Origin of the sequence: Aureimonas sp. Leaf427 (assembly GCF_001425485.1) — a bacterium.
Taxonomy (GTDB): domain Bacteria; phylum Pseudomonadota; class Alphaproteobacteria; order Rhizobiales; family Rhizobiaceae; genus Plantimonas.
The window spans coordinates 532,603-548,596 of sequence record NZ_LMQW01000001.1 but is presented as its reverse complement, the minus strand read 5'-3'; the positions used below and the strand labels follow the sequence as shown (position 1 = coordinate 548,596).

The window sequence follows — 15,994 nt, the reverse complement described above, 5'->3', positions numbered from 1 at the left end:
CATGGGCACCTACATTTCCGAATGGCTGCAGTTCGCCGTGCGCTGGCTGCATGTCGTGACCGCCATCGCCTGGATCGGCTCGTCCTTCTACTTCATCGCCCTCGATCTCGGCCTGCGCCGGCAGCGCGAGCCGGTGCCGGGCGTCGGCGGCGAGGCGTGGCAGGTGCATGGGGGCGGGTTCTACCACATCCAGAAATACATGGTCGCGCCGGCGCATATGCCGGAGGAGTTGACCTGGTTCAAATGGGAGAGCTACGCGACCTGGCTGTCGGGCTTCGCGCTGCTCTTCCTCGTCTACTATCTCGGCGCCGAGCTCTATCTGATCGATCCCGAGCGCGCGGACCTCTCGCCCTGGAGCGCGACCGCGATCGGCGTCGTGGGCCTCGCGCTCGGTTGGGTCGTCTACGACTATCTCTGCAAGTCGCCGCTGAAGAAGAACGACACGGTGCTGCTCGCCGCGCTCTTCCTCTACGTGGTCCTGGCCAGCTACATCTTCTCGCAGCTCTTCTCCGGCCGGGGCGCGATGCTCCACACCGGCGCGATGATCGCGACGATCATGACGGCGAACGTCGCGATGATCATCATCCCGAACCAGCGCATCGTGGTGGCCGACCTGAAGGCCGGAAAGGTGCCGGAGGCGCGGCTCGGCGCGGAGGCCAAGCAGCGCTCGCTCCACAACAACTACCTGACGCTGCCCGTCGTCTTCCTCATGCTCTCCAACCACTATCCGCTGGCCTTCGCCACGGAATGGAACTGGGCGATCGCCGGCCTCGTGCTGCTGATGGGCGCGGTGATCCGGCACTATTTCAACACGTTCCACAAGACGCACCAGAAGCTCTGGTGGTGCTGGGTCGTGGCGGGTCTTCTCTTCGCCGCCGTCATCACCCTGTCGGGCTCGCCGGGCTGGCGTTCCGCGCCGGAGCCGGTGGAAGGCGCGGCGCGGGAATGGCGCAAGGACCCGGAGGTCGCGCTCGCGGCCTCGCCTGATTTCGAAGAGGTTCAGGGCATCGTGCAGTCGCGCTGCTCCATGTGCCACCAGCGCGAGCCGCTCTGGCCGGGCCTCTCGCATGCGCCCAAGCTCGTCTATCTGGAGACGCCGGACGACATGATCTTCAACGCCGCCCGCATCTCGGCGCAGGCGGTTCGCAGCCATGCCATGCCGCCCGGCAACATCACCGGCCTCGAGCCGGCCGAGCGAGAGGTGCTCGCGCAGTGGTTGGGAATCAGCTAGATAGAGGGTCTCCGTCCCTCGTCCTCTCGCGCCCAACGGGTGTCGAGCCGACCGGAGGGACGTCTTCCGGGTTTCGACCGCGGGAGTCTTCGTCGTCGATGGGGTGAGTTCCGTCCATCGTGAGAGCGATTTCGTCGGAGCCGACATCATGACCATTCTTCCCGCCCCATCCACCGTCACCGCGATCCGCGGCCGGCTGATCTCGTTCGAGCCCGTGGCCGAGGGCGGCGCGCCGGTCTTTGTGGAAGACGGGCTTCTTCGCCTGGAGGACGGCAGGATCACCGCGATCGGCGCGGCGTCCGAGCTGCTGGCCGGCCTGCCCGAGGGCGCGCGCGTGATCGACCACCGGCCGCATCTCGTGATGCCCGGCTTCGTCGATCCCCATCTCCACATGCCGCAGACGCAGGTGATCGGCTCCTACGGGGCCGAACTGATGGAATGGCTGGCGCGCTATACGTTTCCCGAGGAAAGCCGCTATGGCGATCCCGAGGTCGCGGGCGAGGCGGCGGTCTTCCTCGTCGACGAACTCCTGCGCTCGGGCACGACGACGGCCGCGGTCTACTGCACGAGCCATCCCGTCTCGGTCGACGCCTTCTTCGCGGAGGCTCGGCGCCGCGATCTGCGCATGGTCGCGGGCAAGGTCATGATGGACCGCAACGCGCCGGCGGCGCTGCTCGACACGCCGCAGTCCGGCTACGACCAGTCGAAGGCGCTGATCGAGCGCTGGCACGGCGAGGGGCGGCTCGAATACGCGATCACGCCGCGCTTCGCGCCGACCTCGACGAAGGCGCAGCTGGAGGCGACGGGGGCGCTGGCCGCCGAGTTTCCGGACATGCACATTCAGACGCATCTCTCCGAGAACCTCGCCGAGATCGCCTTCGTGGCGGAGCTGTTCCCTTGGGCCCGCGACTATCTCGACGTCTACGAGGCGCATGGCCTCGTTCGCGAGAAGGCGCTGTTCGGGCACTGCATCCATCTGACGGCGCGCGAGCTGGCCGTGCTCGGCGAGCGGCGGGCGACGGCGGTCTTCTGCCCGACCTCGAACCTTTTCCTCGGCTCCGGCCTCTTCGACCGGGCGGCGGTCGCGGCGGCCGGCGCGCGGATCGGGCTCGCCACCGATATCGGCGGCGGCACCAGCTATTCCATGCTGCGCACGGGGGCGGAGGCCTACAAGGTCCTGGCGCTGAAGGGGCAGACACTGCCGGCCTTCGAGGCCTTCCACATGATGACCGCCGGCAATGCCGAGGCGATGGGGCTGGGGGCGAGGATCGGCTCGCTGAAGCCCGGCTTGGAGGCCGATCTCGTCGTGCTCGACACCGGCGCGACGCCGGCCATGCGCCGGCGCATGGGCCGCTGCGAGACGCTGGCGGAGGAGCTCTTCGTTCTTCTGACCATGGGCGACGACCGCTCGGTGGTCGCGACCTATGCGGCCGGCGTGAAGCGCCACGACCGGCAGAACTTCGACGGGCCGTCCCTGCCGGAGCGGCCGGACGCGCCGAGCCTCGCCGAGCCGGGGTTCGATCCGCTGGGGGATCAGCAGTAAAAGCGGGTCGATCGGGGCTTGGGGAGGTCTGAGGGAGGCACCCCCCTCTGTCCTGCCGGACATCTCCCCCGCAAGGAGGGAGATCGGCAGCTTTGGCGGCAGATCGAACTCGTTACGGCAGAGGTAAGCCTGATCTCCCTCCTTGCGGGGGAGATGCCGGCAGGCAGAGGGGGGTGCCGTGGAGCGCGGCCGTTTGACCCTTCGCCTCCGCCTCGCTTTAGAACTTCACCATCAGCGCCTTGCCGACCGGGCCGAAGTCGGGGTTGACGCCGAGAAGCGCGGCGGAGCGGCGGACGATGTTGCCGACCATCGGGGCGGCGTTCCAGCCGGCCTGGGCGTTGGGCTTGCCGGGCTCGACCTGCGGCTCGTCGACGATGGTGAGCACCACATAGCGCGGCTTCTCGATCGGGAAGGCGCCGACGAAGGCGTTGAAGCGCTTGGAGTGGTTGTAGCGGCCATTCTCGACCTTCTCGGCGGTGCCCGTCTTGCCGCCGACATGGAAGCCGGGGACGTTGGCCTGCCGGCCCGAGCCCTCGATGCCGTTGATGCGGAAGATCTCGCGCATGTCGGCCGAGGTCTTCTCGCTGACGACGCGCGTCTTCACCGCGTCGGCCTCCGCCTTGGTCCGGGGCAGGAAGGTCGGCGGGATGTACCAGCCGCCGTTGATCAGGGCGGCCGCGGCGACCGCCGTGTTCAGCGGCGTCGTGGAGACGCCGTGGCCGAAGGAGATCGTCATCGAATTGATCTTCTTCCAGGTCTTCGGCTGCGTCGGCATCGCCGTCTCGGGCAGCTCCGTCTTGATGCGCGAGAGGAGGCCGAGGCGAGTGAGGAACTCCTTGTGGCCCTCGACGCCCACCATGTCCGCCTCGCGCGCGGAGCCGACATTGGAGGAGTATTTGAAGATTTCGGGGACGGTGAGCGAGGAGCCCTTGTTGTGGAACTCCTTGATCGTGTGGCCGGAGACGCGGAAGGGCGTCGTGTCGATCCGGCTGTTCATGTTCACCTTGCCCGAATCCAGCGCCATGCCGGTGGTGAAGATCTTGAACGTGGAGCCCATCTCGAACGTGCCGGCCGAGATGCGGTTGAGGTTTTCCTTCTTCAGCGCGTCGCCGGGCTCGTTGGGATCGAAGGTCGGGGCGGAGGCCATGGCGATGATCTCGCCGGTCTCGACGTCGAGCACGACCGCGCCGGCCGCGACCGCACGGTAGCGCTTCATCGCGCCGACGATCTCGTCGTTCAGAATGTGCTGGACCGAGAGGTCCATGGCGAGCTTGACCGGCTCCAGCCGGTCGCCGCCGGCGAGCCCGTTCGCCTGGAGATCGGAGAAGCCGCTGTCGTCGATGTACTTTTCCATGCCGGCGATGCCGGCATTGTCGATGTTGGTGAGGCCCAGAATATGGGCCGCCGTCGAGCCGCCGGGATAGAAGCGGCGCTTCTCCGTGCGAAAGCCGATGCCGGGCAGGCCGAGCGAGAGGATCTGCTGCTGCTGGCGGGGGGTGAGCTTGCGCTCCAGCCAGGCGAAGCCCTGCTTGGAGTTGGAGAGCTTGCGGTAGAGCGTCTCGGGATCGAGATTGGGCAGGACGGTGCGCAGGAGTTCGGTCGCCTCGTCGACGTCGACGATGCGCTTGGGCTCGGCGAAGAGCGAGGCCGTCTTGATGTCGATCGCGAGGACCTTGCCGTGCCGGTCGACGATGTCGGGCCGCGTGACGGGGCCGGCGATCGAGGCCAGCATGCCGCTCGAACTCGTCTCCGTCGCGCCGAAGAAGAGAAGCCGGCCGCCGATCACGGCGTAGATCGTGCAGAAGAGACCGGTGGCGAGCAGGAAGCGGGACTTCTGGCCGCGCTTGCGCGGCAGGAAGCCCGCCGGCGCGATCGCGGCCTCGGGCGCCGCCTTGGCGCGGCCGAGGCGCTTGGGAAGACGGATCGGGAGCGATTTCAGGTTCAGCATGCCGCCTCCGGGAATGTCGTCCAGCCGCGGTCTTGGCCCGCGCGAAGGACGATTCCCCCGCCCTTCGTCCGTTTTTCGACCGCGCGTGCTTAAGGAGTCGTGAACGCGGTGAAGGAATCTTGAAGGATTGGCGGCGGGGCCTGCACCCGGCGCGTTGCAGGCCGTTTTGCTGTTAGGGCAGGAGGCCCAGGCGGATGGCCTGGGCCACGGTCTGCACGCGGTTGACCGCGTTCAGCTTCTGTGCGGCGGCGGCGAGATAGGAGTTCACCGTGTTTTCGGACACGCCGAGAATGGCGGCGATCTCGCCGGAGGTCTTGCCGGCCGCGCTCCAGCGCAGGCAGTCGATCTCGCGCGGGGCGAGCGCCGTGGCGGGAAGGCGAGGGCGCGTCAGCGCGCAGACGCGGGCATAGATGTAGATCGCATAGAGGTGCAGGGCCGCATGGGCGTCGTCCCCGTCGTCCCGTTCGGACGCGAAGAAGAGCGCGCCCCGTCCGACATCGTTGTAGACGGGAAGGCAGAGGACGAAGGGCGTCGGCGCGGCGATGAGGGCCGCCTGGTCGGGGGTCAGGTAGAAGGGCGAGATCGCTTCGGCGAGCCTCGTGCGCAGCTCCGCGCCCGGCCCGGCCGCCTCGCGCAGCGTGTCGCAAGGGTCCGTCGGCCAGTTCGACGTCACCATGTCGAGGCTGATCGCGTTGCCGCCGGTCTTCACCGACAGGAGCGCGAAGGCCGGATAGGCGTTGCGCTCGGCGACGCGGCGAAGCGCGCGCTTGGCGTGGTAGAGCGTCAGCACCTCGGAGAGGCGTTGAAACTCCTCGTCGTCGACCTGCAGGGGCGGGCCGGGAGAAGGTGCGTCCATCGTGTCCGGGGCGGCCTGGTGTGGCGACATCGGCAAGGGCGCAGCTTCGGTCGAGGAAAATCTCATGGTCATCGTCGTCACCGAATGCAGGCCCTTTCCGTCCGACTCCAAGCGCGCCGGACGTGACCGAGCGGAACCGTTGTCCAATCCTTAGCCATGACGCCTTGCGTCTAACTGTCGCCAAGTCCTTGCTCGCGCGACGCTTCTTGTCGTTTGACCAGATGTTCAGTGACTGCTCTTCCGGTGCGCCGCGAAGAGCGCGGGGGCGCAACTTCGCGGAGGAGACAAAGGCTTAGCGCCATCCCGAGCCGGGCTCGGCGGCGTCGAAACGAGGAGACAAATCCCTCGCGTGAGCTATCTCATGGCTCGGGCGCCTTTCGGCGCAGCGGCGAAAAAGCCAAGGAGACGTGCATGCGACTGGTGAGATTCGGCGCCGCGGGCGACGAGAAGCCCGGGCTGATCGACGCCGACAACGTGCTTCGCGATCTGTCCCTCGAAATCGAGGACCTCTCCGGCTCGACCCTGTCCCGGGCCAGCCTCGCGCGCATCGCGGCGATCGATCCCAAGAGCCTGCCGAAGGCCGATCCCGCCTCGCGCCTCGGGCCTCCCGTCGCGGGCACAACGAACTTCGTCGCGGTCGGGCTGAACTATGCCGACCATGCGGCCGAGACGGGCGCGCCGATCCCCGCTGAGCCGATCCTCTTCTCCAAGGCCGTCTCCTCCATCGTCGGGCCGCGCGACGACATCCTCATCCCGCCGGGCTCGACCAAGCTCGACTGGGAGGTGGAACTTGCCATCGTCATCGGCGAGGCCGCGTTCAACGTGTCGGAGGCCGAGGCGCTCGGCCATGTCGCGGGCTTCTGCCTCTGCAACGACGTGTCGGAGCGCGCCTGGCAGACCGAGCGCGGCGGCCAGTGGGTGAAGGGCAAGAGCGCGCCGACCTTCGGCCCGCTCGGCCCCTGGCTCGTGACGCCGGACGAGATCGCGGACATTCAGGCCGTCGATCTCTGGCTGAAGGTCGGCTCGGACGAGCGGCAGGCCGGCTCGACCGCCACCATGATCTTCGGCGTCGCCAAGCTGATCTCGTATATTTCCGGCTTCATGCGCCTGATGCCGGGCGACGTGATCACGACGGGCACCCCGCCCGGCGTCGGCATGGGCATGAAGCCGCCGACCTTCCTGAAAGAGGGCGACATAGTCTCGCTGGGCGGTGCGGGCCTCGGCGAGCAGCGCCAGACCGTTCGCGCGACGCCCTGAGACGACGCGCTCGCCCCGGCGGACGCGGCAGGCCAGCCGGGGCGGCCCCGTGCACCGCACGGAAGGCTTTTTGCATCGCAAACGCAACCTGCCGATGGCTCGGCGGTTTCGGATGCGGGCTCCTCGTCCACACGCCATCATCGAAGGCGCCGTCCGGCGGCCTTCTTCCCATCGAAGTCCGATCCCAAGAGGTCCGTTCATGGCCGATGCCATCGAAGCTCCCCAGAGGGCGAAGCCGTCCGAAACGACCGCAGGTCCCGCGGATGCGAGAGCGGCCAGCGAGGCGCGGCTGCGCCATCTGGCGGCCTCGCGCCTCGCCATCGAGGGCGTCTCGCCCGAGATCGACGGGGGACGCTTTGCCGCCAAGCGGCTGGAAGGCGAGGAGCTGACGGTCGAGGCCGACATCTTTACCGACGGGCACGAGGTGATCGCGGCGGCCGTTCTCTACGGGCCGGCGGACGGCTCGGCGGAGACCGAGGTTCTGATGGACTTCGTCGTCAACGACCGCTGGCGGGCGAGCTTCTCCTTCGAGAAGCCCGGCCATCACCGTTTCACGGTCATCGCCTGGCGCGATCTCCTGGCGACCTGGCGCGACGAGTCCCGCAAGAAGCGCGATGCCGGGCAGGACATCGCGCTGGAACTGTCGGAGGCGCGCTCGCTGCTCGGGCTCTGCACCGAGTCCGGCCGGGGCACGAAGGCAGAGCAGGCGGACTTGGCGAAGCTTCTGGACAGGCTCGACGCGCTCGCCGCCAAGGGCGACAAGCTCGGGCAGTACGAGCTGCTGCGGGCGCCCGAGACGATCGCGACCATCGCGGCGACGGACGTGCGCACGCATCTGACGCGCTATCATGTTGACGTGCCGGTCTGGGTGGACCGCGAGGCCGCCGGCTTCTCGGCCTGGTACGAGCTGATGCCGCGATCGCAGTCGGGCTCGGTCGATCGCCACGGCACGTTCGACGACGTCATCAAGCGCCTGCCCGACATCCAGGAGATGGGCTTCGACGTCCTCTACTTCCCGCCGATCCATCCGATCGGCAAGACCAACCGCAAAGGAAAGAACAACACGCTGACCCCCGGCCCGGACGATCCGGGCTCACCTTATGCGATCGGCTCGGCCGATGGCGGCCACGACGCGCTGCATCCCGAACTCGGCAATTTCCAGGACTTCGCCCGGCTCGTGGCGGCCGCGCGCGAGCACGGCATGGAGATCGCGATCGACTTCGCCATCCAGTGCTCGCCCGACCATCCGTGGATTCGCCAGCATCCCGAATGGTTCGACTGGCGGCCGGACGGCACGATCAAGTTCGCGGAGAACCCGCCGAAGAAGTACGAGGACATCGTCAACGTCCACTTCTACCGCGACGCCATTCCCGATCTCTGGTTCGAGTTCCTGCGCATCTTCCTGTTCTGGGTGGACAAGGGCGTGCGCATCTTCCGCGTGGACAATCCGCACACCAAGCCCTTCCCCTTCTGGGAGTGGATCATCGACGAGATCCGCAAGGTGGAGCCGGGCGCGATCTTCCTGGCGGAAGCCTTCACGCGGCCGAAGCCGATGAAGCGGCTCGCCAAGGTCGGCTACAACCAGTCCTATTCGTACTTCACCTGGCGCAACACGAAGTACGAGTTGACCGAGTACATGACCGAGCTGACGCAAACCGAATGCGTCGAGTACATGCGGCCGAACTTCTTCGTGAACACGCCGGACATCAACCCGCGCTATCTCCAGACGAGCGGGCGGCCGGGTTTCCGCATCCGCGCGGCGCTGGCGGCGACGCTCGCCGGCAATTACGGCGTCTATTCCGGCTTCGAGCTCTGCGAATATCTGCCCGTCCAGGGCAAGGAAGAGTATCTCAACTCCGAAAAGTACGAGATCCGCGCCTTCGACTGGAAGGCGCCCGGCCATATCCGCGACGATTTCGCCTTCTTCAACAAGCTCCGCCAATCCGAGCCGGCGATGCGGTCCTTCCGCAACCTCGTCTTCTACAATCTCTACAACGACAACATTCTCTATTACGGCAAGTGGGCGCCCGACCGCTCGGAGCTCCTGCTCTTCATCGTGACGCTCGACCCGCACGAGTTCCAGGGCGGCCATCTGGAGGTCCCGCTCTGGGAGTTCGGCCTGCCCGACGACGGGACGGTGAAGGTGAAGAACCTTGTCAGCGGCGAGACGTTCTCCTGGACCGGAAAAATCCAGTACTGGGGTCTCGATCCCGCCATCCAGCCCTACATCGTTCTGCGGCTCTCCGTCTAAGGCGAGGGCCCCGGCCCGAGCGTTCGATCCCCTGCCGCCGTCCTCAGAATACAAGCGAGTCGTCATGAACGAGCACGTCGCCCTCACGCCCACCGATCCCACCGCCGGCCCCAATCCGGCGGCGATGGATTGGTACAAGGACGCGATCATCTACCAGCTGCACGTCAAGACCTTCGTCGATTCGAACGGCGACGGGATCGGCGATTTCGGGGGGCTGCTGACGCAGCTCGACTATATCAGCGGTCTCGGCGTCACCGCGATCTGGCTCCTGCCCTTCTATCCCTCGCCGCTGCGCGACGACGGATACGACATCGCCGACTACCGCTCGGTGAACCCGTCCTACGGCTCGATGGAGGATTTCGAGCGCTTCGTGGAGGAGGCCCACAAGCGCGGGCTTCGCGTCATCACCGAACTCGTCATCAACCACACGTCGGACCAGCATCCCTGGTTCCAGGCCGCGCGCAACGCGCCGAAGGGCTCGCCGGAACGCGACTTCTACGTCTGGGCGGACGACGACAAGGGCTACGACCTCACCCGCATCATCTTCACCGACACCGAGACCTCCAACTGGACCTACGATCCGGTGGCGGGTCAGTATTTCTGGCACCGCTTCTTCTCGCATCAGCCGGACCTCAACTTCGACAATCCGAAGGTTCTGGAGGAGGTGCTCGACGTCATGCACTTCTGGCTGGACAAGGGCGTCGACGGCCTGCGCCTCGACGCGATCCCCTATCTCGTGGAGCGCGAGGGCACGAACAACGAGAACCTGCCCGAGACGCACGTCGTCCTGAAGGCGATCCGCGCCGATCTCGACAAGCACTATCCCGACCGCATGCTGCTGGCCGAGGCCAACCAGTGGCCCGAGGACACGCGCCCCTATTTCGGCGAGGGCGACGAATGCCACATGGCGTTCCACTTCCCGCTGATGCCGCGCATGTATATGGCACTGGCGCAGGAGGACCGGCACCCGATCACCGACATCATGCGCCAGACGCCGGAGATCCCCGAGAACTGCCAGTGGGCGATCTTCCTGCGCAATCACGACGAGCTGACGCTCGAAATGGTGACGCAGGAGGAGCGCGACTATCTCTGGTCGACCTACGCGGCCGACACGCGCGCGCGCATCAACCTCGGCATCCGCCGGCGCCTCGCCCCGCTGATGGGCAACGACCGGCGCAAGGTCGAGCTCCTGAACGCCCTCCTCATGTCGATGCCGGGCACGCCGACGCTCTATTACGGCGACGAGATCGGCATGGGCGACAACATCTATCTCGGCGACCGCGACGGCGTGCGCACGCCGATGCAATGGTCGGCGGACCGGAACGGCGGCTTTTCCCGCGCCGACCCGCAGCGGCTCTACCTGCCGCCGATCCAGGACCCGATCTACGGATTCCAGGCCGTCAACGTCGAGGCCCAGTCGAACAATCCCGCGAGCCAGCTGAACTGGACGCGCCGCCTCGTGCAGGTGCGCCGCACCCGCGAGGCCTTCGGACGCGGAGCCATCTCCTTCCTCTATCCGTCGAACCGGAAGGTGCTGGCCTACCTGCGCGAGCACAAGGAGGAGAAGATCCTCTGCGTGGCGAACCTGTCCTCAACGGCACAGGCGGTCGAGCTGGACCTTTCGGCCTTCGCCGGCGTTGCGCCCGTCGAGATGCTGGGCCTCTCGCCCTTCCCGGCGATCGGCGAGGCGCCCTACGTGCTGACGCTGCCGGCCTTCGGCTTCTTCTGGTTCGACGTGTCGGGCGCTGCCCTCGGCGGCCCGCTCGTGCGCCCCGTCCCCGAGCCGCTGCCGGAATTCTCCACCGTCGTCGTGCTCGGCGATCTGAAGACCACGCTGAACACGCAGAACCGGCGCGAGATCGAGACCGTGCTGCCGAAGTTCGTCGGCGGCCAGCGCTGGTATTCCGGCAAGGACGAGGGCAAGGCGACCGCCGAGTTCGTCGTTCTCGGCGCGCCCGCGCCCGGCGAGCCGCGCCATCTCCTGGCCGAGGCGGTGATGAAGACGCGGGCCGGCGAGCGACGCTACTTCCTGCCGCTCTCGGCGCGCTGGGGCGAGCCGCAGGCGGCGGCCAACCGGCCGAACCTTCCCTATACGCTGATGAAGCTGCGCCAGGGCCCGCGCCTCGGCGTCATCATCGACGGCACGCGCGACGCCGCGCTCTCCAAGCTCTTCGTCGACATGATCGCCAAGGGCGCCGATCTCGACCTCGGCACCTCGAAGCTGCACGTCCACGCATCCGCGAGCGCCGCCGAAGCGCTGGCGGCGGCCGCGGCCGAGCCGGCGGAAGGAATCGCTCCGCTCGGCGGCGAGCAGTCCAACACCTCCGTCGCGATCGGCTCGACGGGCATTCTCAAGTTCTACCGCCGCCTGCGCGACGGGCAGCAGCCGGAACTGGAGGTCACGCGCTTCCTCACCGAGAAGACCGACTTCACCGCCGCGCCCGCGCTGCTCGGCTCGGTGGAGCTGGAGCGGGAGGACGGAACGCGCGCGGCGGTCGCCGCCCTGTTCCAGCGGATCGAGAACCAGGGCGATGCCTGGGCGGTCGTGACGGAGGGGCTCGCGCGCTATCTCCGCGACAACGCCTATGCGACGGAGCCGCTGACGGACCAGATGGGCGATGCCGCCGAGGCGGAGGGCGGCGTGCCGCTCCAGACGCGCATCGACGCCGGCAACATCATCGGCCGGCGGACCGGCGAGATGCACCGTGCGCTCGCCACCGTCACCGGCGATCCCGACTTCGACCCCGAGCCGATCGACGAAGCCTCGCTCGCCCGGTTCGTCGAGACCGCAAGGGCCGAGGCCGAGAGCGCGCTCGACGTTCTGGCGCGGCTCGGCTCCTACGGGACCGAGCAGCTGGCCGCGGACGCCTCGCGGCTCGTCGCAGCGCGCTCGGCGATCCACGATTGGTTCGACGGGTTCGCGGCCGCCGGGCTCACGGGTCTGCGCACCCGCATCCACGGCGACTATCACCTGGGTCAGGTCCTCGTGTCGAAGAACGACGTCGTCATCCTCGACTTCGAGGGCGAGCCGGGGGCCTCGCTGGAGGAGCGCCGGGCGAAATCCTCGCCGCTGCGCGATGTCGCCGGCATGCTGCGCTCCTTCGACTATGCCGCCTTCGCCGCCTTAGACAAGGCGGGACCGGGCAACGAGGCGACGCTCGAGAAGCTCGTCGGCATCACCGAGTCCTGGAAGGCCGACGTCACCAAGAGCTTCCTCGCCAGTTGGAGCGAGGCCTCCGGCATCGACGCTGCGGAGGAGGGCGCCAGCCGGCTTCTCGACCTCTTCATCCTGCAAAAGGCGTTCTACGAGCTGAAATACGAGGCGGCGAACCGGCCGACCTGGCTCTCCATTCCTCTTCGCGGCATCACGACGCTCCTCGAAAACCGACAGGTCCTCTCATGAGCATGACACCCAGCCGCGCCGTCGAACCGTCCGCCCCGACGGCCAGCGACGCCCATCGCCCCGGCGAGGGCGCGCTGCGCGCCATTCTGGAAGGCCGGCATCGCGATCCCTTCTCCCTGCTCGGCCCGCACGAGGCCGAGGGCGGCCTCGTCGTCCGCGTCTTCCGGCCGGGCGCGGAAACCGCCGTCGTGATCGACGCGTCGGGCGCGGTCCTTGCGGAGCTGGAGCCCTCCGAGGGCGGGTTCCATTCCGGCCTCGTGCCGGGCCTTTCCCGAGGCTCCGCCTATCGCCTGCGCTACACGCATGGCGGCATCGCGTGGGAGGAGGAGGACACCTATCGCTTCGGCCCGATCCTCGGCGAACAGGACGCCTATTTCCTGGCGCAGGGCACCCACAACCGCCTCTACGAGGCCTTCGGCGCGCATCCGTTCGAGATGGACGGCGTTTCGGGCGTGCGCTTCGTCGTCTGGGCGCCGGATGCGCAGCGCGTCTCCGTCGTCGGCCATTTCAACGGCTGGGACGGCCGGCGCCACGTCATGCGATTTCGCCACGATTGCGGGTGCTGGGAGCTTTTCGTTCCGGGCATCGGGCGCGGCGAGATCTACAAGTTCGAGGTCGTCGGCCTCCACGGCGACCTCCAGCCGCTGAAGCAGGACCCGGTCGGCTTCTATCACGAGCAGGCGCCCGCGACGGGTTCGATCGTGGAAGGCCTCGTGCGCCACGCATGGAAGGACGCCGACTTCCAGGCGCAAGGGCCGGACTGGCAGGACGCCTCCAAGCCCATCTCGATCTACGAGGTGCATCTGGGTTCCTGGCGGCGCGGCGACGGCAATGCCATTCTCGACTACGACCAGATCGCCGGGCAGCTCGTGCCTTACGTCCAGCACATGGGCTTCACCCACGTCGAGCTGATGCCGGTCTCCGAACATCCGTTCTACGGTTCATGGGGCTACCAGCCGATCGGCCTCTTCGCGACGACCTCGCGCTTCGGCTCGCCGGAGGGCTTCGCCCGGCTCGTCGACGCCCTGCACCAGGCGGGAATCGGCGTTCTTCTCGACTGGGTGCCCGGCCATTTCCCGACCGACATCCACGGTCTCGCGCGCTTCGACGGCACGGCGCTCTACGAGCATCCGGACCCGCGCCGCGGCTTCCACCAGGACTGGAACACGCTGATCTACGACTACGGGCGCACGGAGGTGAAGAACTTCCTCGTCTCGAACGGGCTCTACTGGCTCGACCGCTTCCACATCGACGGCCTGCGCGTCGATGCCGTCGCTTCCATGCTCTATCTCGACTACTCGCGAAAGCACGGCGAGTGGGAGCCCAACATTCACGGCGGGCGCGAGAACCTGGAGGCCATCGCCTTCCTGAAGGACACGAACGAGCGCGTCGGCGCGCTCTATCCGAACGCCTCGACCCATGCCGAGGAATCGACCTCCTTCCCCAACGTGTCGCGCCCGACCTATTCGGGCGGCCTCGGCTTCCACTTCAAGTGGAACATGGGCTGGATGCACGACACGCTGCATTACATGCAGGAAGACCCGATCAACCGGCGCTATCACCACCATCACATGACGTTCGGAATGGTCTACGCCTATTCCGAGAACTTCATCCTGCCGCTCTCCCACGACGAGGTCGTCTACGGAAAGGGCTCGCTCCTCGGCAAGATGCCGGGCGACCGCTGGCAGAAGTTCGCCAATCTCCGGGCCTATTTCGGCTGGATGTGGACCCATCCCGGCAAGAAGCTGATCTTCATGGGCGGCGAGTTCGGCCAGGAGCGCGAATGGGCGCACGACTATTCGCTGGACTGGCACCTGCTCGACCAGCCCGAGCATCAGGGCGTGCAGCGCCTCGTGCGCGATCTCAACACGCTCTACCGCGAGATCCCCGCGCTGCATCAGCTCGACTGCGATCCCGCCGGTTTCGAATGGGTGGACACGCAGAACGAGGCGGAAAGCGTCATCGCCTTCCTGCGCAAGGATGCCGAGGGGCGCTCGGTGCTCGTCGTCTCCAACTTCACGCCCGTCGTGCGCCACGAATATCGTGTCGGCGTGCCGCATGGCGGCACCTGGACCGAGCGCATGAACACCGATGCCGAGATCTACGGCGGCACGAACACCGGCAATATGGGCGGATGGGAGGCCGACGAGATCGGCGCGAACGGGCGGTCGCACTCGCTCTCGATCACGCTGCCGCCGCTGGCGACGGTCGTCTTCGTCGCCGGCTGATCGCGGGATCGAGGTTCAGGCGGCCCTTGCGATGGCGGGGGCCGCCGCCTCGACCCGGTCGCGGCCGAGCGACTTGGCGCGATAGAGCGCCTGATCGGCGGCCGAGAGAAGGCGCTGCAGGTCCGGCCTCTCGGGCTCGCGTTCGGCCAGCCCGACGCTGACGGTGGCGCGGATGGCGAGGCCCTCGGCCTTCGCGGCTTCCATCGCGAAGGACCGGCAGAGCGCCTCGGCGAGAGGCCGTGCCTCGTTCGCGCCCATGCCCGGAAGGAGCGCCGCGAACTCCTCGCCGCCGAGCCGCGCCAGAATGGCGTTCGAGCCGAGCCCCGCGCGGGCGACGTCTGCGAAGAGCTTCAGGACCTCGTCGCCGGCGGCATGGCCATGGCGGTCGTTGATGCTCTTGAAATGGTCGAGATCGAAGGCCAGCAGCGTCAGCGCGTTCTTGTCCCGCATCAACGCGGCGCCGCGTTCGAAGAAGGCGTGCCGATTGCCGAGGCCGGTCAGGTAGTCCGTCTGCGAGGCCGCGAGAAGCCGGTCCTGCGCCTCCTCGCGCACGAGCGCCAGGAAGGCCGCCGGCATGGCCACCGAATAGAGCACCGCCTCGAACATGGTGATCTTGGCCGAGAGCGCGAGCGCTTCCGGTCCGAAGGCTTCGGCGAGGAAGGGCATCACGGCGAAGCGGCCGAGATAGAACAGCCCGTGGACGAGATGGACGGCGATGGCGAGCGGCCGGGAGCGCAGCCCTTTCAAGGCTCTGCTGCGCGCGAGCACGATGGCGGTCGCGAAGCTGACGAGGAGGATCGGCAGCGACCCGCCGAACTGCCAGAAGGCGTCGCCGTAGCGCGCGCCGAACTCCGTCCAGACGACGCTGATCGCGACGAGCGGCAAGGTCAGAAGCAGCGGGCGGCCCCGTCCGTCGAGCCGGATCGCGCCGTGAAGGACGAGCAGGTAGCCCGTGACCATGATGACGTTCGTCAGCGCCATGCCGAGCACGCCGGGCAAGGACGAGCGGTTCATCATGACCATGCAGCCGAGGGCGAAGGCCGCGTAGGCCGAAGCCCAGATGCCGAGCGGGCCGGCGCGTCCGGGATGGGCCTTGCGCTCCCACAGCGTCATCGCGACCGCAAGGCACAGCGTTCCGACCGTCAGGCCGTAGAGGGTGGGAACGTCCATACGCATCGTCAGCTTCTTGTTCGGTCACCCCTGTTTTCGCAGCCGAGACGCCAATACTTTCTTACCCGGGTCGGCATTTCGGCGTCTGTGGTTAAAGTGCGCTAACG

At 67.5% G+C, this 15,994-nt stretch carries 9 protein-coding genes; 6 read left to right on the top strand and 3 right to left on the bottom strand.

The features are described 5' to 3' along the window. Position 1: 1 nt before the first annotated feature. Together ASG62_RS02295 and guaD are read left to right on the top strand one after the other, a co-directional pair. On the top strand, positions 2–1,231 hold the full coding sequence (locus ASG62_RS02295) for a urate hydroxylase PuuD (RefSeq protein ID WP_056694237.1): 1,230 nt from the start codon (positions 2–4) through the stop codon (positions 1,229–1,231). A 148-nt stretch (positions 1,232–1,379) separates the two neighbouring features. Beyond that, positions 1,380–2,774, top strand: coding sequence for a guanine deaminase (gene guaD / locus ASG62_RS02290; RefSeq protein WP_082537219.1), 1,395 nt, complete (start codon positions 1,380–1,382; stop codon positions 2,772–2,774). A gap of 217 nt (positions 2,775–2,991) precedes the next feature. Here the strand turns inward: guaD and ASG62_RS02285 are convergent, their stop codons facing one another. Together ASG62_RS02285 and ASG62_RS27110 are read right to left on the bottom strand one after the other, a co-directional pair. Continuing rightward, positions 2,992–4,722, bottom strand: coding sequence for a peptidoglycan D,D-transpeptidase FtsI family protein (locus tag ASG62_RS02285; protein ID WP_056694239.1), 1,731 nt, complete (start codon positions 4,720–4,722; stop codon positions 2,992–2,994). A 172-nt stretch (positions 4,723–4,894) separates the two neighbouring features. After that, positions 4,895–5,578, bottom strand: a complete 684-nt coding sequence (locus ASG62_RS27110) for a helix-turn-helix transcriptional regulator (protein ID WP_244487557.1) — start codon at positions 5,576–5,578, stop codon at positions 4,895–4,897. Positions 5,579–5,989: 411 nt separating this feature from the next. On the opposite strand from ASG62_RS27110, the gene ASG62_RS02275 reads away from it, so the two are divergent. From ASG62_RS02275 to glgB, 4 genes are all read left to right on the top strand, one after another. Continuing rightward, positions 5,990–6,835 (top strand): fumarylacetoacetate hydrolase family protein, encoded by an 846-nt coding sequence (locus tag ASG62_RS02275; protein WP_056694241.1) that lies wholly within the window; start codon positions 5,990–5,992, stop codon positions 6,833–6,835. 199 nt (positions 6,836–7,034) lie between these two features. Next, positions 7,035–9,086, top strand: coding sequence for an alpha-1,4-glucan--maltose-1-phosphate maltosyltransferase (locus ASG62_RS02270; protein WP_200944676.1), 2,052 nt, complete (start codon positions 7,035–7,037; stop codon positions 9,084–9,086). Positions 9,087–9,210: 124 nt separating this feature from the next. Further along, a complete protein-coding gene (treS, locus tag ASG62_RS02265) occupies positions 9,211–12,489 on the top strand; it encodes a maltose alpha-D-glucosyltransferase (RefSeq protein WP_244487577.1) in 3,279 nt (1,092 codons plus the stop codon). Next, a complete protein-coding gene (gene glgB / locus ASG62_RS02260; RefSeq protein WP_082537166.1) occupies positions 12,486–14,717 on the top strand; it encodes a 1,4-alpha-glucan branching protein GlgB in 2,232 nt (743 codons plus the stop codon). The genes treS and glgB overlap by 4 nt, the downstream gene beginning before the upstream one ends. Positions 14,718–14,732: 15 nt before the next feature. Here glgB and ASG62_RS02255 read toward each other — a convergent pair whose 3' ends face one another. After that, positions 14,733–15,887 (bottom strand): sensor domain-containing diguanylate cyclase, encoded by a 1,155-nt coding sequence (locus tag ASG62_RS02255; protein WP_200944678.1) that lies wholly within the window; start codon positions 15,885–15,887, stop codon positions 14,733–14,735. Between the last annotated feature and the right edge of the window lie 107 nt (positions 15,888–15,994).